21 protein-coding genes are annotated in these 20,640 nt (G+C 41.1%); 1 reads left to right on the top strand and 20 read right to left on the bottom strand.

Annotated features, from left to right (window positions below):
- Positions 1 to 228, bottom strand: a 228-nt coding sequence (locus tag KKC46_02890; protein ID MBU1052760.1) for an NAD(P)-binding protein, incomplete at its 3' end; no start/stop codon positions are given.
- A gap of 151 nt (positions 229 to 379) precedes the next feature.
- Here KKC46_02890 and KKC46_02885 point away from each other — a divergent pair.
- Complete coding sequence (locus tag KKC46_02885) at positions 380 to 1,882, top strand: helix-turn-helix domain-containing protein (protein ID MBU1052759.1); 1,503 nt, start codon at positions 380 to 382, stop codon at positions 1,880 to 1,882.
- A gap of 96 nt (positions 1,883 to 1,978) precedes the next feature.
- Here KKC46_02885 and KKC46_02880 read toward each other — a convergent pair whose 3' ends face one another.
- The 19 genes from KKC46_02880 to KKC46_02790 form a co-directional block, all read right to left on the bottom strand.
- Positions 1,979 to 2,800, bottom strand: a complete 822-nt coding sequence (locus tag KKC46_02880; protein MBU1052758.1) for a dihydropteroate synthase — start codon at positions 2,798 to 2,800, stop codon at positions 1,979 to 1,981.
- A gap of 17 nt (positions 2,801 to 2,817) precedes the next feature.
- Entirely contained in the window at positions 2,818 to 3,681 is an 864-nt protein-coding gene (locus KKC46_02875; protein ID MBU1052757.1) for an electron transfer flavoprotein subunit beta/FixA family protein, read from the bottom strand.
- Between the two features lie 21 nt (positions 3,682 to 3,702).
- Positions 3,703 to 5,862 carry a 4Fe-4S dicluster domain-containing protein gene (locus KKC46_02870; GenBank protein ID MBU1052756.1) on the bottom strand — a complete coding sequence of 720 codons (2,160 nt, stop codon included), beginning with the start codon at positions 5,860 to 5,862 and terminating at the stop codon, positions 3,703 to 3,705.
- A gap of 32 nt (positions 5,863 to 5,894) precedes the next feature.
- Positions 5,895 to 6,887: an electron transfer flavoprotein subunit alpha/FixB family protein gene (locus tag KKC46_02865; protein ID MBU1052755.1), complete on the bottom strand. Its 993-nt coding sequence runs from the start codon at positions 6,885 to 6,887 to the stop codon at positions 5,895 to 5,897.
- 13 nt (positions 6,888 to 6,900) lie between these two features.
- Positions 6,901 to 7,557 carry a corrinoid protein gene (locus KKC46_02860; GenBank protein MBU1052754.1) on the bottom strand — a complete coding sequence of 219 codons (657 nt, stop codon included), beginning with the start codon at positions 7,555 to 7,557 and terminating at the stop codon, positions 6,901 to 6,903.
- A 34-nt stretch (positions 7,558 to 7,591) separates the two neighbouring features.
- The gene (locus KKC46_02855; protein ID MBU1052753.1) at positions 7,592 to 8,704 is read right to left on the bottom strand and encodes a hypothetical protein; all 1,113 of its coding nucleotides are present in this window, start codon (positions 8,702 to 8,704) and stop codon (positions 7,592 to 7,594) included.
- Between the two features lie 167 nt (positions 8,705 to 8,871).
- Entirely contained in the window at positions 8,872 to 9,984 is a 1,113-nt protein-coding gene (locus KKC46_02850; GenBank protein ID MBU1052752.1) for a hypothetical protein, read from the bottom strand.
- A 490-nt stretch (positions 9,985 to 10,474) separates the two neighbouring features.
- Entirely contained in the window at positions 10,475 to 10,702 is a 228-nt protein-coding gene (locus KKC46_02845; GenBank protein ID MBU1052751.1) for a hypothetical protein, read from the bottom strand.
- Between the two features lie 65 nt (positions 10,703 to 10,767).
- Positions 10,768 to 11,076, bottom strand: a complete 309-nt coding sequence (locus KKC46_02840; protein ID MBU1052750.1) for a hypothetical protein — start codon at positions 11,074 to 11,076, stop codon at positions 10,768 to 10,770.
- Positions 11,077 to 11,789: 713 nt separating this feature from the next.
- Complete coding sequence (locus tag KKC46_02835) at positions 11,790 to 12,032, bottom strand: hypothetical protein (protein ID MBU1052749.1); 243 nt, start codon at positions 12,030 to 12,032, stop codon at positions 11,790 to 11,792.
- A gap of 42 nt (positions 12,033 to 12,074) precedes the next feature.
- Complete coding sequence (locus KKC46_02830; protein MBU1052748.1) at positions 12,075 to 12,218, bottom strand: hypothetical protein; 144 nt, start codon at positions 12,216 to 12,218, stop codon at positions 12,075 to 12,077.
- A gap of 57 nt (positions 12,219 to 12,275) precedes the next feature.
- Positions 12,276 to 13,175 (bottom strand): tetrahydromethanopterin S-methyltransferase subunit H, encoded by a 900-nt coding sequence (locus tag KKC46_02825; protein ID MBU1052747.1) that lies wholly within the window; start codon positions 13,173 to 13,175, stop codon positions 12,276 to 12,278.
- 32 nt (positions 13,176 to 13,207) lie between these two features.
- Complete coding sequence (locus KKC46_02820) at positions 13,208 to 13,657, bottom strand: glycine cleavage system protein H (protein ID MBU1052746.1); 450 nt, start codon at positions 13,655 to 13,657, stop codon at positions 13,208 to 13,210.
- A 313-nt stretch (positions 13,658 to 13,970) separates the two neighbouring features.
- Positions 13,971 to 14,642, bottom strand: coding sequence for a cobalamin-dependent protein (locus KKC46_02815; protein ID MBU1052745.1), 672 nt, complete (start codon positions 14,640 to 14,642; stop codon positions 13,971 to 13,973).
- Positions 14,643 to 14,675: 33 nt separating this feature from the next.
- Positions 14,676 to 15,911 carry a hypothetical protein gene (locus tag KKC46_02810; protein MBU1052744.1) on the bottom strand — a complete coding sequence of 412 codons (1,236 nt, stop codon included), beginning with the start codon at positions 15,909 to 15,911 and terminating at the stop codon, positions 14,676 to 14,678.
- A 115-nt stretch (positions 15,912 to 16,026) separates the two neighbouring features.
- The gene (locus tag KKC46_02805) at positions 16,027 to 17,337 is read right to left on the bottom strand and encodes a DUF1329 domain-containing protein (GenBank protein ID MBU1052743.1); all 1,311 of its coding nucleotides are present in this window, start codon (positions 17,335 to 17,337) and stop codon (positions 16,027 to 16,029) included.
- Between the two features lie 200 nt (positions 17,338 to 17,537).
- The gene (locus KKC46_02800) at positions 17,538 to 18,014 is read right to left on the bottom strand and encodes a cytochrome c3 family protein (GenBank protein ID MBU1052742.1); all 477 of its coding nucleotides are present in this window, start codon (positions 18,012 to 18,014) and stop codon (positions 17,538 to 17,540) included.
- A 75-nt stretch (positions 18,015 to 18,089) separates the two neighbouring features.
- Positions 18,090 to 18,854, bottom strand: coding sequence for a hypothetical protein (locus KKC46_02795; protein ID MBU1052741.1), 765 nt, complete (start codon positions 18,852 to 18,854; stop codon positions 18,090 to 18,092).
- 44 nt (positions 18,855 to 18,898) lie between these two features.
- On the bottom strand, positions 18,899 to 20,629 hold the full coding sequence (locus KKC46_02790; protein MBU1052740.1) for an FAD-binding protein: 1,731 nt from the start codon (positions 20,627 to 20,629) through the stop codon (positions 18,899 to 18,901).
- Positions 20,630 to 20,640 lie beyond the last annotated feature (11 nt).

Raw genomic sequence — 20,640 nt, 5'->3', positions numbered from 1 at the left:
TTCAAGCTCATCATCCTTTAATACAGGATTCGGGCAAATAAAACCATGCCATGTAGAACATACATCATGTTTGAAACCTGGCAGTGTCATCTCTCTGGTCTGAACTCCGCCTCCGAGCATATCCTGATGCTCAACTACACACACATTAAGCCCTGCTTTCGCAAGATAAGACCCGGCCATTAATCCGTTATGGCCCCCTCCTGCTACTATTACATCATATTTTGACATAATTTCCTCTCCTTTTACTTTGTTTGTTTGATTAACTAAGCTTAAACACATTAACAACATTATTACAATTGACAACTACTCTTATATCTTAGATAATATTCGGAAAATATCATTCTGTTTAATCAAAACACGTTTTAAGAATAGATTGCCCATGACATCAATACCACGAAAAAGTTTTGCGTCAGAAAAAAGCGTACTCTATAAATCTCTTGGTTTACTGATCAAAGATTATAGGCAATGGCGAAGTTTGAGTCAGGAAACGCTTGCGGAGATAATCGGCATCAGTGTCCGGCAACTACAGAATTGGGAAGCAGACCGACACAGCGCCCGTATTGAGAATCTTCATGACCTATCCGAAATGACCGGAATACCAATGCAGATATGTGTAGCCCTTAATGCCGGGCATCCTGTTTGGTATTCATTGCAAAACAGGCGTTTTGCTTATTCCTCAATTGATGAAACATTGTTTTCTTCCCGTGAATTATTAAGGAAACTTAAAAGGTCTGATGATGGAGTCATGACAAAATATATCCCAATTACAACAGATAAGCATATTAGCATGATCCTTTCATGTCACTGCGATATCTACGGGACAAAAAGGTCTCTTGGAAAAGATATAATCAAAGCGGCCTGCCTTATTCTGCCCGATCTCAATTTCATAGCTTTTGACTGCTGGGGACATTACGTGGGGCACGAAATCTGCTTGCCCATTACATCAGATGCTTATGAACAACTTAAAAAGCAAAAAACATTCGAGGGCAATCTGACGTATAAATCAATTTGCGATATTGTTTCCCTGGAAACAGGTGTTGTCTATATCTATTCCATGTACACTGCAAATACCAGCGTGGCTCAATCGGCACTAGTTAAAAACCACCGATACTTCGCCAATATCAATTCCAAAGATAATTACCTGGTTGTCCACGCTGCCGCAACTAAAGAAGCTAAAAAGCTTTCTGATAATTTCGGTATGAAGCCGGTCTTTAATATAAATTCAAAACAGGATGACAACAACAAAGAAACTGTTCCAGCTTTATATGAGATTGGACTGGATACTCTGGAAAAACGCGCTCTAAAGCTTTTCCCGCTAGTTGAGAAACAACCGCAAAAACTAAAAAAGCCTGTTACAAAAGTAAAAGTCTTACCTTCCGCTTCAGCTTTGAAACATAAAAACTTACAAGCATTGCCTGAAAAAACTGTAAAATATGATAATTCGTTAGTCGTTGGCAGTTCGCTAAGCGTTGGTAAAAAAAAGGTTCAGGCAGGATCAAAAGCTCAGCAAGCCGAATATGATTTAAAAAAAATGTCTTGCCCTAATCCGAATTGCCCTCTTTATGGAAAAGTAGAGGAAAGCAAAGTCATTGCTAATGGCACATACCGAACGAAAGAAGGAGCCATTTCCCAGCGTTTTTTTTGCAACGAATGCGGTAAGTCTTTTTGCAGCAGAGCTGGCAGTTTATTTTACGGCTTGCGTACCCCGGAAGAAAAAATTCTGACAGGCCTCAAACTTCTGGCTAAGGGAATGCCCCCGCTAAGCGTTTCAAAAGTTTTAGGAGTCAGGCATGATACTGTACAACGCTGGCTTGAGGTCGCTATTGCACAAAAAGGCAAAATAGATGCAATGCTAATTAAAGACTCAAAGGTTTCCAAATAAATTTAGCTGTTTTCTTTTAATAAATACAGGGTTTGTCAACAATGCTCTGATTCCCGTAACAATTGGCTCTATGGTGTATGAAATTTTGATTGATTTTTATTTTGACTTTTGTGCGGTTTTACCAAGTTTTCCCGCACGAAACGCCTTTATGTATTTACGACAATATTCGTCCTCGCCTTTTAAGACTGTAGCTGCCATCAAAGTAGCCATCATTTCCTGGTCTCTTACATTTAACATAACAGCATCCGTATCAAGGCCTGCCATCATAGAAAGAAATGTGCGATTCACAAGCCCTCTCATTGGCATACCGTAAGCAACATTTCCAATAATGGTAAAAGTACGAACCTGTGGAAATTTTGTTCGAAGCATACGATGTGTATCAATTGTTACCCTGCCCGCTTTCCAGTCTACAGAAACCGTCATAACCAAAGGGTCAAGATACAGGTTTTCCGGTTTGATGCCAGCATTCGCAGCTTTTTCAACAATAATCTCGGCCATAGCTACGCGCCCATCAGGATTATCGGGAATACCTTTTTCGCTCATGCACAATCCTACAAGGCCGCAATTAAGTTCGGCGGCAAGAGGCAAAAGTTTTTCGAGACTGTCTTTTTCGGCAGTAACCGAACTTAGTATCAGTTCTGATCCCTTATATACTTTTACAGCCTTATGCAAAGAGTCCGGATTTGCACTATCTAACACAAGCGGAACTTCAACTGCGCTCTGAACTGTTTGCACAAGCCATGATAGCTCTTCTCCTTCATCGCGTCCGCCTAAACCGCCGGCATTTACATCAAGCATCATTGCTCCGCATTCGACCTGAAGCTTGGCAAGATCTGTAATAAATTTTTCATCATGAGCGGTAATCGCCTGGCTGACCGCTGGAACAGTAGCATTAAGAGATTCACCTATAATCAGCATAAGGATTTCTTCCTTTCTTATATTATTTGTTCCTGAATCAGATATTTTAAAATATGCCCTGAAAGTTCATCGGCACTTCCTTCAAGCACATTACTATCCTCTTTTGGTTTGGCTCCGCCTCCGCTCATCATAAGCTTTAACCTGTCTGTTGCCGATAAATTACTGTCCGGTGAAAATGTTTTTCTGGTTTTGGGCCTTGGTTGAGAAAATTTTAAAATATCCGTTAATCCAACAGCTTTATCTGAACTATCACCTAAAGAATTAATATCCAATATCTCTATATTTGTCTTGTCTGCTAAAAGTCTTCCGGGAAGTGCAGGATATCTTGGGTCATTAAGTCCCATTTCAGTTGTAAACAGGGCGGGTAAATCGCATTCCAATTCTTCCCGGTCTCCCTTTCCAAGATATCTTTCTACAACAGCCTTCTTGTCATTTAATGAAAGCTTTAGACTAACAATTCCTGAAACCTGAGGGATATGAAGTCTTTCGGCAAGAAATGAGCCTACCTGCCCACCATTGCTATCCATGGATTTTTTGCCACAAAGAACCATATCATAACCGATTTTTTCAATTGCTTTGGCTAAAAATAGTGAGATTAATGATGGATCAGTGTTTTCATAATCCAAACGGATCATTCTGTCTGCACCCATTGCAAAAGAATATTTAAGAGCATTATCCCCTTCCGGCCCACCGGCAGTAATTGCAATAACTTCACAATCATTTTCACTTTCTTTTATTTTGATTGCTTCTTCTACTGCAATTTCATCATATGGATTAAGCATGGAAACCATTTTTTCGGGATCGATTTCACCCGTTGCAAGATTAATTGCTGTTGGGTCATAGATATAGCCAATCTGTTTTACGCAAACAATTATTTTCATAAGATATCTCCCGCTGCTATATTACAGCACTGCCTGCTTCACCAGTTCGATTAAATTAACAAGTTTGAATGTATAACCCATACCTTCCTGTTGAATTGCGCTGTCAAACATAATATCACAATGCGGGCAGGCAGTAACAATCCCTTTTACTTCTGTTTTTACAGCTTCCTGGATTCTTAAGTTTTCCATCCTTTTGCCTGCGGAAACACCTCGCCACATGTTGCCCCCGCCTGCGCCACAGCAGAAACTTGTTTCTTTTATCCTCTCCATTTCAGTGAGGTTGACGCCTATATGAGACTTTAATATATCTCTCGGCGTTTCATATACCAAATTATAGCGGCCAAGATAACATGGGTCATGGTATGTGAAAGATTCTCCTATCTTTGATTTAACCTCAAGTTTGCCCTGGTCTAATAATGTTTTTATAAATTCAAAGATGTCAATCACCTCAAAATCGGCTCCTAATGCGGGATATTCATTTTTGAAAGTATTAAAACAATGCGGGCAATGAGTCACAAGTTTTTTTACACCGTACTTTTTCATTGTTTCTATATTTTTTAAAGCCAGTTTTTGAAAAAGATACTCATTGCCGATTCTTCTGGCAGGATCTCCGCAGCAAAATTCTTCCTTGCCCAAAATTCCAAAACTTACGCCCGCCTTTTGAAAAATCTTTGCAACCGCATTGGTTGTACTTTTACTTCTTTCATCATATGTGGCGCCTATACATCCTGCCCAGAAAAGTATTTCAGGTGTTGCATTATCCTTTTGGTATATTCTATTGATCTTTAAGTTGGATACCCAGCCTTCTCTGGTAACCTTGCCCTTACCCTTGGGATCTCCGAATATTTCCAGGTTTTTGAAAATCTGTTTAAATTCAGCCGGAAAATTGCTTTTTTCAAGTACTGCATTTCGCCTCATTTCAACAATTTTTAGCATTGGCTCTATAAATACCGGGCAATGTTCGATGCAGTTTAAACATGTGGTGCATTCCCATATTTCCTCATCGGTCACAGGCCCTCCGATAAGTGTTGCACTGTTGCTTGCGGAAGAAGCCTCCATATGCTTTTTTAAATTCTGAACAATGCTTTTTGGATTGAGATGCTTCTCGCTAATAAGAGCCGGACAATTTTCCTGGCATCTTCCACATTGGGTGCAGGCATCAAGCTCAAGCAGGTGTTTAAAGGTAAAATCATTAATTTTCCCGGCACCGTAAGTTTCGGAAGAAGCGATATCCAATACAGGCAAAGCCCCTTTAGGCTCAAGGTTTCTACAAAAAATATTAAGAGAGGAAGTAAAAGCATGAAGAAGTTTTGAATATGGTATAGCAGCTAAAAATATAAGCCCGATAAGTGAGTGTACCCACCATAACACATTAAAACAAACTTTAAGGCCTTCCTCTTCTCTTACAACCAGTTTTAATCCCCATGCAAGTGAAGAAGCGACAGGGGCCCAGTTCGTCCATTCGGATTGGTAGAGTTGATTGCGGATTCCTGTGGCCAGAAATCCCGTCAAAAAGACAACAATCAGAAAAAGCAGCGATAATCCGTCATCGAGATTATCACCCAGTTCTTTCGGCTTTATGATATATCTTCTGTAAGCCAGTATAATTGCGCCGATTAAACCAATTAATCCTGAGATATCTAAAAACAGCCTGAAAAAGGGATAAAAATAACTGTTTATAAGCCTTACTCCCCATAAGGGCAGAACAATATATTCCTGAATAAGTATAAATATTACAGCGATGCCAAGCAATGTAAAAGACCAGAACAGGAGAAGATGCCCCTGGCCTGCTAAAGAATTTTTCAGGATTTTATCTTGCCCGAACACATTTACAAAAAGCCCGTCCCATCTTTTGGCAATGCGATCCATTTTCGCGCCTGGTCGTCCACTGCTCCAAAGCTTGTATCTGCGGAAAAGGCCAAAAAATATTGCGAGAATAGCCAGTCCTGATAAGGCGTAAAAAAGTATTTCCTTTTGGGTTATGGGGAATCGGTATCCATTTTCCTCAAACTGGGTTCCAACATCATTTAATTCACCGCCAGATACATCATCATGGCACATGGTGCAATCGGAACCCGCCATGTGGAAAGAATAATATTCAGTGGCATGGGCGGATGTAAGGGTAAAAACAATAAAGAAAAGAAAAACGATCAGTGATTTAACTGCATTCATCTGTTGCATAAATCTATCTCCGGAATATAACAAATTTAAAGCTAACTGCCAGCCTGTTTATGATTTTTTATCTTATCAATAACAGCAGGAAGTATTTCTTTAAGATCTCCATTAACACCAAGATTTGCTACTTCGAAAATGCGCGCCTTTCCATCATTATTAATGGCAATTATCATCTTGGAGTCTTTCATTCCATCTGTAAATTCATAAGCACCGGAGATCCCGCAGGCTATAAGCATGTTGGGTAATACTGTTTTGCCTGTTAGCCCAATTTGTCTTTCAAAAGGTATGATGCCATTATCAACGGCAACTCTTGTTCCTCCAAGAGTTGCTCCTAAAAGATCGGCCAGTTCCTGAGCAACGGGTAAAGATTCGGAATTCACACCGTTTCCAAGAGCCAGAATCAAGTCTGCTTCATCTACCCTAATTGTTCTTGGGTCGCCTTTAATAAATTGCCTGTATCGGATACGCTTAAGCTTTTCGGTGAATTCAAAATTAATTTTAATAAGTTCCGGTTCTACAGACTCTTTGGGCTTAACAATGTCGGTCTCACCAGGGGGAAGAGTTATGATCAGGGGCCTTGCCGAAGCAGGTTTAACATCAGCATAAAGCCGGTCATTATAAACAGATTTAGTTACCTGAATATTTTCGCTGTTGCCCCCAATCTTTTTGACCTCGGTTATGCAGGGAAGTCCATATCTTGCTGCAATTCTCGGTGCCAGCTCCGAGCCGTTCGGTGTAGCTCCCATCATTAATACTGATGGCTGGTATTTTTCTATCAAACTTCCTATTATTGAAACAAAAGCATCCAGATTATATTCCGACAGCTCTTTATTATCGGCAAGATATATCTTTTGTGCTCCGAATTCACCAAGTTGGGGAATAATATCTTCAACCTGATAACCCAAAAGACAAACACACAACTCTTGCTTAAGCTTTCGGGCTAACTTCTGACCTTCGCTGAGCAATTCAAGAGAGATGTTTTTAGTCCCGCGGCTATCATGCTCCTCTAATATCCATATGCCCTGGCTCATTTGATTCCTTTCCTTATCCCCTTTTTTTGCTGACAAACTCCTGGGCAAGCTGTGTAGCATGCAAGGCATCTTTGCCGTAAGCATCGGCTCCGATTTTTACTGCCCACTCAGGGTCCAGAACTGCTCCGCCAACCAGTGTAAAGACTTTGTCCCTGATTCCTGCTTCCTTAAGGCCCTCTTCAATCCGGGCCATTTCAGTGGCAACTGTTGATACAAATGCTGATGAACCAATAACATCTGCATTGTTTTCAAGAGCGGTCTGAACAAATTTCTCGGCAGAAACATCTTCGCCAAGATTAAAAACATTAAACCCGCCCAATTCCATAAATAATGCCACCAGATTCTTGCCGATATTGTGAACGTCGCCTTTGACTGTCCCGATAACAGCAGTTCCAATTGCTCCTCCGCCATCCTTTCCCTGCAAGTGTGGTTTCATAAATTCAATAGCGCTTTTCATTGCATCGGCGGCAGCTAGTACTTCAGGCAGAAAAAATTCTTTTGCGTCCCATTTTGCACCGACCAATTTCATGGCTTTAGTCATGCCTTCCTGGAGAATAGCTGAGGTTTCAACTTTTGCTTCCAAAGCGTTACCGCATACTTTTTGTGTCTGCTCTGCATCTCCATCAAGGATGGCCTGCCTGAGAGATTCGAGAATTGCTTCTTGTGTCATAATATCTCCTTTCAATCAGCTTCTGTAAAAGTTGTTAAATTTTTAATGGAAGTTTACCATACTCTAAAGCTGCTTCCATAAAAACATCCAGGTTTTCAGTCGGAGTATTGATATCCAATGTGTCTGTGGTCAATACAAAACGACCGCCCCGCCATCCCTGTTTAATTACGTTTTTTACTTCCTCACGAATCTTTTCTGCCGGTCCATGTACAAGTGTGTTGGAACTTACGCCATAGCGTACTGTACAATTATATTTGTCTGCCACTTCATTAATCTTATCAAGAGGTGTAGGTTGGCCACTGTGGAGATAAAATCCTTGTACTCCTGCCTGGGCATATGACTCAATAACATGTGACCAGTCACCTGCGCCAATTATAAAGACAGGGCACGGCAATGATTTAACCAATCCGCAAACATAAGGAAATTCAAATTTCCTGTGCATAGCATATGATACCTGATCATCAATTCCAACAATATGCAGCATATCAGCACCTGCCTCATACATTGCTGTACCGTAATCTATAACAAAGTTCATAAGTATGGCTGCCAGAGAGTGAGCCAGAACAGGGTCCTTACGAAGCGCAAGTAAAAGTTTATCCATAGGCATTATAACCGGACCAACTGCACCGGGAATTACCGTAAATCCATGGATAGGCATGATATCGCCAAGTTTTTCCTTTAGAACACTTAGCATCCATAGCTGCCATGGCAATGAGCCGTCTGTCATCACATTTGGCATTTTCAGCTTGCCCAGATCACTTGCTGTTTCCACTATACCCTTGATACCAAACGGCACGGCCGAATCTGTATGAGCTATTTCCTGCCCAAACTCCTTTTCACCGGTACTGAAACGGAAAGCTGAAGGAGTGTCGTATCCAAATCTTTCGAGATGTGTAAGATATGCCATGAGTGATATTTTCGGGTCATTGTATAAATCTCCAGGTGTTACACCATAATTGGAGGCTGCGTGCAAACCAAGAGCGCATACCTGAATTGGAATGCGGTCAGGTGTTTCCCCTCTGTAAACAGCTTCAAAACGCTGGCGGGGCGTCATGGATTCCTTTTTCACCCGCTCTCTGATCTTGGCACAAATATCATCGACTTGTGCTTCTTCTTCCTTGGTCAATTGAATTCCATAATCTTTCATTGCAATCATTCCTCCTTTTTCAAACTTTCATTATGGGTGTATTTTTTTTTCTTAAGTTATAAATTTTTATAATATTTTGTGCAGAGCTATCATATTTTGCATACAATCGCTTCGCCGCATACTTTTTGTGTTTGATCCGATCAATCAGCTCATCCATGTTGGTATTCTTAAACCTTTAAGGGAAGTTTACCATACTCTCTGGCTGCTTCCATAAAGACATCCAGGTTTTCAGTCGGAGTATTTATATCCAATGTGTCTGTGGTCAACACAAAGCGGCCTCCTCGCCATCCCTGTTTAATTACGCTTTTTACCTCCTCACGGATCTTTTCAGCAGGCCCGTGTACCAGCGTATTGGCGCTAACGCCATAACGTACTGTACAATTATATTTATCTGCCACTTCATTAATCTTATCAAGAGGTGTAGGTTGACCGCTGTGCAGGAAAAATCCATGTATTCCTGCCTGGGCATATGACTCAATAACATGAGACCAGTCACCGGCACCATTTATAAAGCAGGGCCCCGGAAGGGACTTAAGCAAACCGCAGACATAAGGAAATTCGAATTGCCTGTGCATTGCATATGAAACCTGATCATCAATACCAACAATATTCAGCATATCGGCGCCTGCCTCAAACAAGGCTGTGCCGTAATCAATAACAAACTTCATCAGCAAAGCAGCCAGACAGTGTGCCAGAACCGGATCCTTGCGAAGCGCCAATAACAGTTTATCCATAGGCATTATAACCGGTCCAACCGCACCCGGAATAACTGTAAATCCGTGGATAGGCATGATATCGCCAAGTTTTTCCTTTAGAACACTGATCATCCAGAGCTGCCATGGTAGTGAACCGTCCTTGTAAACATTTGGCAATTTTACCTTGCCTAGATCATTTGCTGTTTCCACTACTCCCTTAATACCAAACGGCACGGCCGAATCCGTATGTGCTATTTCCTGTCCAAACTCCTCCTCACCGGCGCTGAAACGGAAAGTGGAAGGAGTGTCGTATCCAAATCTTTCGAGATGTGTAAGGTAGGCTAAAAGTGATACTTTGGGTTTACTGTATAAATCTCCAGGTGTTACACCATAATTAGAGGCTGCGTGCAAACCAAGGGCGCATACCTGAATTGGAATGCGGTCAGGTGTTTCCCCTCTGTAAACAGCTTCAAAACGCTGGCGAGGTGTAATGGATTCCTTTTTCACCCGTTCTCTGATCTTGGCACAAATATCATCGACTTGTGCTTCTTCTTCCTTGGTCAATTGAATTCCATAATCTTTCATTGCAATCATTCTTCCTTTAATTATGGTTTTGTTTTTTTGCTAAGTACTCAATTTCATAATTTTGGTGTCATATCGACCATCGGGAGATATCTTTTACAGGCTCTCATCCCATCAAGATTTCTCACTTTGTTCGAAATGACAAATACGTAACCGCATTTATGAAACTCTATACTTAGGTATATTTTAATAATATTTTATGCAAAGCTATCATAATTTGTAATAATTGTTTGCTCAAATCGTGCCAACATTAAATATTATTTATATCAAAGTGTTATATGAATACATATGTATATATTTCTGTATTTAGAATATTCGCTTCTGTATTTAGAATATTTGTATTGGTTTAATCCGAATACAGAAATTTTTAATAACCTGCCGACAACACAAAAGTCATATTGTCACTGTATAGAGCTAATTTCAAAACTCTCCGAATCTATCTATGAAAGAAGTTCCGGGCACGAATTTTTATCAAGCTAAAGATGCTAAATTCTCAAAAAACAATAAAAGAGCTTTTAGAGGCACCAAAATCCTGATTTTTGGCGCAAACATTACAGTGGTTCGGCAAGTCCTTTAAGTTCTCTTCCGGATCTCTTATAGATTGGAGTTCTACGCGCTTCGGTGGTTTGGGAGAAAGAACTTCATCTTTAAGGGGATATCCCCCGCTTGCCTTTAGTTTTGGGTACTGTTTTGGATGTTTCTTCTTGCATTGGTTTTTCACGTGCTTCTATAGCGGTGGCATCACGGCGTATGTGGCCGACAACCTTTGGCTACAATGTTTTATAATCATTGCTTCGTAAATTTTTTGTGGCAGACTGTATGTTGTAAACTCTGTAAAGGATCGAGAGAACGTTGCGCTGGATGGTATTTTACATGCGAATTACCATCCACAAAGGCTTTTGCCATGTTGATGCGGTTTTTTTTCTTTCGTCCGAACCCTCGCCAGCGGAATTTCTTCATATGGCTTGGCAAATCGTGCAAGGGAATAACTTGAACAAATTCCAGCTCCTTATCAGAAAGTGGATCAAGTTCTTGCTCTAAACATGGAAAAAGTTGCATTCGGATGGTATTCCCAATATCAAAGAGAGTGTTCATATTATCGTTCCTTTCTTGGTTTAGGGAAATCAACAAGAAGATAATAGAACACTTTCTTGATATCATCAATAATATATTCGTTTTTTTGGTCTATATTTTTTAATATTACGATTGATCCAAGACTTTTGAAATTACCTCTATTCAATACCTTTTTTACTTAAGCAAAAAGACCTCAAAGGAATTAAGCTGGCAGCGGCATATAAAATGCCACCCTACTATCATTTTTTATAGTGCGGGGTTTTCATATCCTGCCCAAAACCCGATCTATTGTTTCATATGCGTTTTCTATCATTTCTCTATTGGCAATAGGACGGGGTTGATGAAATGCTATTATTTAAAACTGATGTTTGATATATATATTTATTATCCATTATCTTAATTGTCTATAGGTAAACCAACGGTTCTGTAAGGCTGCCCATAAGTAAGAATGTGAACCGCTCAACTATCTAAAAGGAGAGGTCGTAGATATTACCGAATTGAGCGGTTCACATATACGTCCTCCGGCTTTGCCGGAAGTAAAGTAAGCTAATAATTTTAGTAATGACATGAACAAAAATACTATAAAATGTCTTCCGACATTGTATCCATCAAAAATCGCATCAATTGCCTTGCGAGGAGTTAAACATTCACCAACTGCAGCCCTCCCAGTGACCCTTCCCGTCATCTACAACAAGTGCTTTTTCTCCGATTTCAGCTTTTTCCTGTAACACATCCTATACGCTGACAACATTATCCTGACCGTAACCGGGCAGAGAAGGAATTTCCGGCGTTGCTTCTATCCCAAGATTTACCTTTACACCCAGTCTTTCCATCTGTTTGTTGAGGTATCTGATACAGCCGCCGTATTCATCAATTCTTTTATTGCTATATGGAGATATGAGTTCCTCAATTAAATAACCTGAGCCACCGTGGAGTTCAACACCATCCAGGCCGGATTTTTCGCTAATCCTGCTGATATGCCAAAGGAGACGGCGCCCAGGATGCCTGCCTTGAAATCTCTATATCCGTCTGTCATAATGGACAAGCTGTGCAAGAACTTTACAATCCTGTTCATATACTGCTTCAGCAAGCAATTTTAATCTTGGAACAACCTTTTCATCACATATTTCTTGTATGAATAAAAATTCCCTTGAGTTGGGCATAATAATTCAAGCATGCTCATATATGTGATTCCGGCTCTGATGTTATATCTTTTCATGTTAAAAGATGCGGTACAGCGGGTGTTCTTTTTTAATATTTATTCCCTTTGCCTGCTCGCCATAGGCAATCATGGCATCCATAGTCGCGCAGGCAGGATAAACCCAGGAAGCATTTGCTATCGGGCCGTAAAGAATAAAATTTCCACCCCAACTGATGGGCAATAAATAACTTGAAGTTCCGCATACCTCAAATTCAGGACTGGCTTTTGCCTTTTTCTTCTTCCACTGGTACAATGCATTGGCAGGTGCACAACCGCCCGGATAGCCCAGCTTGTTCTTGATTTCCCAAATGGCCTGGCTTGACCAGCTTATGCTTGGGATATCAAGCACTCCGGTATCAATGAGCATATTTTCAATACCCGCTCTTTCGGCAGCTCCCAAAAGTTTTTCCTCAAGTAACTTAATCCTTTTTTTGGGCCTGATGGATTTTACATTAAAAGCTAAAATAACTGCGGTCTTGATCCCGCATTCCTTTATACAAGCCAGTTCTTCTTCGCTGTGATGGTCTTCGATTGAATTATATATCAGTCTCGGCAATACCTCTGTTTTGGCAAAATGCCTGATGGCATCCATCCTAACTTTTGCAATGGGCGAATCCACCAATATAGGCGAGGTGGAATTGGCAGCCACAAACTCGAGATAATTGATCAAGGCCGGAGTGGTATCGCCAATAACGTCAATTATACGTGGATTTCCCGTAATTGAGGATATCTCCGCTTCTTTGTCTAACAGTTCTTTGGCTTTTTGTTTATCAAATATACCCTTATCCGTGTCACTTACTATGCGATGTCCCTGGTAAAAAATACTACCCATAAGTACGGTTGGATTTTCACCCGGTTGACCGCCTATTGTTACATCACCTATCGTATAGGTTTTTTGTTCCTGAGTAAATGTCAACACTTCTTTATCACTCCTAGTTAAATATTCGTCGCCTATGCCATGGGAACAATATCATCCGCTTGTTCCTCTAGCCATTCCTTTGTTTCTTCCTCATCGCCTTTCATCAGGTCTTGAAGCTGTGTATCGGTATCTCCTGTTTTTTCTATCTCAATAAGCCAACCATCTCCATAAGGATCTTTCATTATGGTAGCCGGATCACCGCCGGATATTGACGGATTGACGGATGTAACCGTGCCTGAAACAGGGGCGATAATTTCTCTAACGGCTTTACTTGTCTCAACTGTTCCGATCACATCGCCCTTATTTATCGAAGTACCTGCTTCACATGTCATTTTAATGGTTACCAGTTTCTTTGCCGATCTTACTATTATATCGCTTAAACCGGCACGTATCTTTCCATTCTCTTTCTTTACCCAAAGCAACTCAGTGGAATATAAAACATCTTCCGGAAATACGAGTTCATAACCCCATAGGTTTTCCATATATCAATACCTCTTCATGTATACTTTTCAAAAAAACTGAATATCGAATATCGAACAAAAGAATTCGATTTATGAAGTGTTGTGCGGATTTTAAACAACCCCCTTTATCCCCCTTTTTTAAGGGGGAATCGTACCGCCTTACTTCATCATTTGGTGCTGGTTATGAACCTCAGATATTACTTATTTATTAAGTGGAAACCGACTCAAATATTCCCCCTTAGCAAAGGGGGCAAGGGGGTTGTTTGCTTATATCTTTTATCTTCCTTCGATATTCATTATTAATTATTCAATATTCATTTATTCACTTTAATTACTACCTGTTCTTGAGCAATGCTACTTCACCCGCTTTTAACATCTTAACTTTTTTAATGGCTTCAATAGCGCTGGTTCCCGCTGCATCGGCTCCGTATTCTTCGGCTTGCTCATCAGTAAAGGCCCAGCCACCGACTATGTAAATCAAATTATCCCGGACACCTGCATCAACAAGCGCTTTATTGATATTTCCACAATAAGCTTTCACAGGAGATAAAATAGCTGAAGCACCTACTACAGTTGCATTATGTTTTTTTGCGGCTTCCGCAAATTCCTTTGCAGATTTGTTCTCACCGATATCAACGACATTGTAGCCATTGGCAGTAAAAACGGCTCCCACTATACGCTTTCCGATAAAATGCACGTCTCCTTCTACCGTCCCGATTATCAACGTTTCACCCATAGGTTTGCCGCCTGCCTCAATCAAAGGGCGCAGTTTGTCGGTAGCATCATTTAACATGTCCCCGGCAATAACCAGATCGCTCATGAAGCGCTTGCCTGTGTCGAACCCCTCGCCGATGATGTTTAAACCGGGGTTCATACCTTCCATAATCATATCAAGAGGGGCTACATCTATCTTAAGTCCCTCGTCAATCAACTCAAACAATAAGTCGTCATCAAGATCAATGACGGCGTCTTTCATTTTCCCCAAAATTTCTGCTTTATTTGACATAGTTCTCATCTTTCCTTTTTAAAGTTATGCTTCTTATATCTTAGCAAATTTCATAGATGCCGCTATACTAGCGTCTAAATGTTCAGGGGTTGTATAATAATCAATAGCACCCAAACCTATCGTGCATCTGTTGTTGGGTATTTTTTTGGCGGCATCGCATCTTCCTTTTATCTCTTCCTCTATTTTGGACATAGGTCCGCTAACCAGGAGTTTGTCTGAAGGAGCATAGCATCCATACATGTTATTTTTTTGCAGAAAATCATTTACAATATTGTAATCGTTAATATCGCCAGTACACATAACACCGTCAAAGCTGTCATCTCCCAAAGCTCCGGCTTTAAGCATTTCATCCAGCCAATCGATTGCCCCGTTGAAGGCCCAAGCATGTAAGATCGGTTTTTTCACTGCCGCTTTTACTGCTTTGCCGATTCTTGCGTACTCACCGGCAATCCACTCTGAGCCTTTAATGGGGTACATCCCGACAACCGAGCACATATAGCTGTAATCAACTTTTCCGAGATTTGTTACCGCCGTACCCAGTTTTATCAGCCAGTCGGAGGCTAAGTTTGACGCTTTTTTACAGAGTTCGGGATTCTTGCGCATAAATTTTAAATATTGATTGTAGCCCGTCATATGAGCGCATGCAAAGCCGTCAGGCCCTTCACAAAATGATCCTTCGATGGGCATAATGTTGCTTAGTTGATACTTATCAAATATCCGTCTCATTTCCTGGCAAAACCAGAGATATTGGGCAAACATGCCATGTTTGGTTGGATCAGGAGCTTCCAGTCCTTCAAGATCTTCAATTGTTTTTATCGGCGGGTCTGCTTCATGCACCGGATTGCCGTTTTCAATGAACATGGAATCACAACCGAACAATTCTTCGCCATAAGAAATAGGCCCGCAAAACATTCTTTCCATCTTATAGCGGGCTGTGGTAGCCAGATGTGATTTAACCAGCAACTTGGGATAATAATAGGCATCGATGGACTTGACTGCATCGGCAAATCCGTCTAAAGTACGCATTGCATAAGAGGGATGAAAAAACGTCTCAACAACCAGACGGTCTCTCTCCTTGCCTTCCATAGTAGCTTTGAAACGCTCCATAGGCGTCATCTCTTCTTCCGAGATATTCTTGTGAATCTTCTCGCAGTAACGCTCTATCTCTCTTTCCTCTTCGGGACTCCATGATAAACTGGCATTTAATTCATCCAGTGATTTCGCATAATAGGGCCCAGCACCTTTCATTTTTCCTAATTTAATACTCATATACTTTTGTCTCCTTTTTTGTATAATAGTTGTTTAGTGACACTCACTCCCTTATTTATTTAATAGTCATTTATTTTTAGTTTGTAGGGTCGATTATCCGGTTGCCCCTGCGTTTTTATTTAGACAACATTAAGAAATTATTCACGCTAAAATAGCTGGCATCCAGTTTTGAAGCAGGCATATATAAGAATTGTTCCGGGTCTGCTGATCTGTTTACACTTGTAGCATGTCTATATTTTTCGTCTATATAGAGTTGGCAATCAAAATCTACTGCGTTATTATTACCACTTGGCGATTCACTATAGTGCAGCAAATTAACTACCCATGTCCGGAAATCACCGGATTTTTCCCAAACCTCTTTGTACCATATGGTATATGTTTCCTGATCAACATAGTTTAAATGCTTTCCCCAGTTATAATACGGATCTTTAGGCATCTGTTCTACAATCCATACTTTTCTTGGAACATAGGTAATATTAAGAGGCGCCCAGGATGCGCCCTTCCAGTTTGGATCTTCATAGCCGAATTTGAGATGAGTGCCGGTATAGGGATATGGCCTGATCATCCTTCCATCCGGCAATTCCTTTGCCGGAAGCATATCAGGACTGGTGAAACCGACAAGAATTGTCTTCTCGCCAACATATTTCCATTTCATTGAGCTGGTTTTACCACCCCACATGTAATTCATATCCATCCATGAATCAGAGCCCATATAGGGGTCAGACCTCGTCGTTGAGCCGGTTTGCCGAATCCTTCGAATGGCAGGAACATAAGCATAATTGCTATCTTCCTTTGCGCCTATATAAATGATTGCCATTGTATTGGTTCCTCTGGTGCTCATCGGCTCCAAAACTCTTTGAAATTCATACTGCTCAACCATATCAGGATTTCTTATTTCCTGACCTGGCGGCCGGCCGACCATATAAAGGCGTGAGTCCAGACCAGTTAAATAACGTTCCTCTCCTGTATTATTTATCCACATAATACGGATTTTGTCTCTTGAGGCCATAAAACGATCTACCGTGAATTTGAAGTTATATATGATCTCTAACCCGGCCTTGGGATCTTTAAAATCAATATTAGGAAAAGGGAAACTGTAAATATTTTTGGGGAATTTCCCGGTGCTTTTACTGATCAATTCGCCCGCATGATTTACATCGAATTTCCCTTCATTCTTTTCGCTTGCCGCGATGAAGCGGATAGGAAGTTTGTATTCGAAATTTATATTCCCCGGAGTAACAACAAAGTCACCTCTTTCAACAGCTCGGTACATAGCCGGAATGAGCAGGTCTTTGTATTGATTGCAGTTAGTCTTGTCGATCACCTTTGGCAAATCCAGAGCCTTAACGGTACCGCCATACAAAAGCAGAATAAACAACGTACAAAGTGACAATCCGAAACACTTTAAAATTTTCATTCGTTTCATTTCTCCTTTTCCTCCCTCCAGGTTTATGGTTATTATAGTTATCTTTCTCTCCGGCATTAAACAGCCCTTTTGAGGATCGCATTAAATAGCAAGCAATGTCAGGCAAGACATGAAACAACAAAAGGGCTGTTTAATGCCGGAGATAGCCTCATATTGTGACGCGTTTTAACCCGCTATCTTCGATGTTTGTAAATTTGTACTCAATTCATAGTATCATGACAGGAAACACAAAACCCATCAGGAGATTTTGCAATATGTGCCTTATGGCAAATATTGCAATCCACCTCGCCATAATGCGAATCATGGGGGTTTAAGCGTGTTTTGCCCTTTGTGAGCTTAATAATATCTGCGTAGCTCCCATGACACTTAAAACAAATCGTACTAGAATACTTCTGTACCGGAACAGGCGACGCAGTAGCAATATTTCCATGTGACTTTTGCAGATCTTTTGCATTGTGGCAATCCGAACAGACATTTCCAGCCGCGGCATGTTTGTATGCCAGCTTATTATTATCTGCCATTGACTTTACTTCTTTAGTGTGACAATCAGCGCAACGGGCTTTAGAGTTCCATACAAAAGGTGATGCAGTTGAATTTATTTCAGCTCTTCGATTACATGCAGCAACCAGCGATATCAAAATAAATAATACTGCAAGAACTAATATTATCTTTTTCAAATCAATTTTACTCCTTAATTGATTCCTCGATACTTTTACTTACAACTATTTTACTCTGACCTTTAACTTTCACTCTTAAATGCGCTGGGAAACCTTGGACAGAATATTACTGATGACGAAAACGAGCAGACAACACAAGCCAATTGTTCCAGTACCACATAGCCATACAACAACTTCAGACCAGCCGGAATTTAGTGCCAATGCGACCGGAGCAGTGGTTGAACCAAGCACACCGCCGTATATAAATGTCGGTACAAAAAGAAGCAGCAATTTGCGTGCACCTGACAGATGCGGCAGCAAGCAATATAGTGCCGCACCAAGTACAAAGCCACCAGTGGCATCAGCAAACGAAAACCATATAGGTGCACCAAAAAAGTGAAACGGTTGGTTGCCATAGAACGCACTCAAATCAAACCATTCGCAAATCGACACAGCAAGCCAATCAATAAGGACCAGCGCAAAGAAATATTTCATAGCTTGCACTACATTTATGCCGCGTTCAAAACGGCGCATCAGCAAATACGCAGCACCACCAAAAAACCATGCATATCCGATAGGTACGAACCAAGGTATTGTGCGTCCATATGCGGAAAAAACAGAGAGGGGGTTTTCTACCGGATACCAGTATAGCAGCGTATTATCGAATACAGGCTCGATCAGAATAGCGGAAAATGCAGCGCCAAGAAAAACCAGCGGCATTACCGGGCCTCGTTTGCGCTCGGCTGAAAGTGCCCACCACAGCAACAACACCACAACAATAAATATAGTGCCGACCAAAAAAATTATACCGCTTAGCGGCGGTGCCGGCATCACCGGCATAGCTGGAACAGAAACATTCATTACAGTCTCCTCACTTTTATATCTTCTTACTTGTTAGTATTCCGCTATCCATGTTGTTTTGCAGCGTGTTCACAAGCCATGTAAGAGGTTGTCATCGACCCGGCGGCGCTCCATATAACAGGATGATCAAATATGACCTCTCCGGCTCCTCCGCCGGCTGTAAAATATGTGGCATAAAGCCCGGGAATAATGTTCTGGTTCATATCCAGTACCTGCATGTTATGATTTACACGAAGGCCGCATGAGGTTGAGCCCATAGAGCAACCTATTTTTATTCCATAAAACGGCGGATCTTGAAGAGGTATCAAAGACTGAGGATCTTCTCCAAATTCAGGATCTGTTCCGGCTTTACAATATCCATTCCACTTATTAACAGCTGTTTTGAATCTTTCGGAATTCAAGCCTAATTTTGCAGCCAAGCCTTCATAGGTATTCGAGCTTTTTATTGCTCCCATAGCAATAGATTCATTTACTCCTACCCGCCAGTCTCTACTAAAAAGCCTTGGTATATGCCATTCTTTCATAAGGGGTAAATCGGGGGTTATAGGTATCTTACAACCTACAGGATTTTGCTTCCATATATTGATTTCGTAATTACTATCGAAAATTATATATGCCCTATGACCGGGCTGAGCCATTATTGCCGCCGGTCTTTTAAAAAATTGCATCGGAGAGCTGCTTATGTTCATGAATCTTTCACATGCCTTGTTCAAATGAAGCCAGGCACCCCTTGCCAATTGGATATCACCGGAATATAAATATCTGAACCATGGTCCATTTACTTCTGAGAAATCTATTCCTCCGTCAAAACCTGTGAAGGTATCATAACCTGCCAAATCCGCACCTGCACCCTGTCCCATTCTGATACATTCTCCTGTATTGGAAGGCAGAGCCATCGATACGCTGCCGACTCCATTATAGGCAGTTGGAACATATTTTTTAAGCATATTTTTATTGTGCGAAAAACCTCCTGCAGAAAGGATCACAGCTTTATTAGCTTTTATAAATATGGTAGTTCCTTCCAGCATTTTTTCTGCTTTAACACCTACTACCCTGCCTTTTTCCATAACCAAAGCAACAACTTTGGTATTTAGCAGTGTATCCCCGCCTTTTTTTTGCATAAGTGCATAAGCGGGATTTAAAGCTCCTCTCATTGCTGCGTGTCCTATGTTTCTGTCATCACCTTTGAATGCAGGTGAGTAGATGGGACCAAACGGATTTATAATCCATTCCACACCTATATCAGCCAGCCAATCAACCATTTCACCGCATTTAATTACAGTTGCACGAGTCAAGGCTTCATTAACAGTATAATTCGATTTTTCCACTGCCATACGCACAGTTTTTTCCAGGTCAAAAGGTGGGAAGCCGGGTATAGGCGGCACCTTTTTAGCCCCAAAAGCAAACAAGGCTCCAGCATGCCATGTGGTTCCGCCTACAACCGACATTTTCTCTAAAGCAATAACAGAGCTTCCCATCTGAGCAGCTTTTGCTGCACCAATAACACCACCCCCTAATCCAACAACAACAATATCCGCCTGTTTATCCCATATCGCAGGTGGATCTATCGGAGGAATAGGTTTGACATCATCCGGCTCCACGGGTTGGCAATCTCCGGATGAAGATGTAACTGTGCCCGCTATCGCCTTACCGGCAGTGCTTGAATTCAAAAAAGCCGCAGATCCTAAAACTGCGCCGCCAACCACCACTTCGGCATTCTTTAAAAACTCTCTGCGGGATAATCCTGAGTTCTTTTCCTTTATATTTTCTTTCATTTCGACTTCCC

It is taken from the genome of Pseudomonadota bacterium (genome assembly GCA_018817425.1).
Taxonomy (GTDB): domain Bacteria; phylum Desulfobacterota; class Desulfobacteria; order Desulfobacterales; family RPRI01; genus RPRI01.
This window is presented reverse-complemented; position numbering and strand designations above follow the sequence as displayed.

Coding starts and splice junctions, on each gene's coding strand:
- KKC46_02885 (MBU1052759.1), top strand. CDS start 380: ATGACATCAATACCACGAAAAAGTTTTGCGTCAGAAAAAAGCGTACTC.
- KKC46_02880 (MBU1052758.1), bottom strand. CDS start 2,800: ATGCTGATTATAGGTGAATCTCTTAATGCTACTGTTCCAGCGGTCAGC.
- KKC46_02875 (MBU1052757.1), bottom strand. CDS start 3,681: ATGAAAATAATTGTTTGCGTAAAACAGATTGGCTATATCTATGACCCA.
- KKC46_02870 (MBU1052756.1), bottom strand. CDS start 5,862: ATGCAACAGATGAATGCAGTTAAATCACTGATCGTTTTTCTTTTCTTT.
- KKC46_02865 (MBU1052755.1), bottom strand. CDS start 6,887: ATGAGCCAGGGCATATGGATATTAGAGGAGCATGATAGCCGCGGGACT.
- KKC46_02860 (MBU1052754.1), bottom strand. CDS start 7,557: ATGACACAAGAAGCAATTCTCGAATCTCTCAGGCAGGCCATCCTTGAT.
- KKC46_02855 (MBU1052753.1), bottom strand. CDS start 8,704: ATGAAAGATTATGGAATTCAATTGACCAAGGAAGAAGAAGCACAAGTC.
- KKC46_02850 (MBU1052752.1), bottom strand. CDS start 9,984: ATGAAAGATTATGGAATTCAATTGACCAAGGAAGAAGAAGCACAAGTC.
- KKC46_02840 (MBU1052750.1), bottom strand. CDS start 11,076: ATGAACACTCTCTTTGATATTGGGAATACCATCCGAATGCAACTTTTT.
- KKC46_02830 (MBU1052748.1), bottom strand. CDS start 12,218: ATGCCCAACTCAAGGGAATTTTTATTCATACAAGAAATATGTGATGAA.
- KKC46_02820 (MBU1052746.1), bottom strand. CDS start 13,657: ATGGAAAACCTATGGGGTTATGAACTCGTATTTCCGGAAGATGTTTTA.
- KKC46_02815 (MBU1052745.1), bottom strand. CDS start 14,642: ATGTCAAATAAAGCAGAAATTTTGGGGAAAATGAAAGACGCCGTCATT.
- KKC46_02810 (MBU1052744.1), bottom strand. CDS start 15,911: ATGAGTATTAAATTAGGAAAAATGAAAGGTGCTGGGCCCTATTATGCG.
- KKC46_02805 (MBU1052743.1), bottom strand. CDS start 17,337: ATGAAACGAATGAAAATTTTAAAGTGTTTCGGATTGTCACTTTGTACG.
- KKC46_02795 (MBU1052741.1), bottom strand. CDS start 18,854: ATGAATGTTTCTGTTCCAGCTATGCCGGTGATGCCGGCACCGCCGCTA.
- KKC46_02790 (MBU1052740.1), bottom strand. CDS start 20,629: ATGAAAGAAAATATAAAGGAAAAGAACTCAGGATTATCCCGCAGAGAG.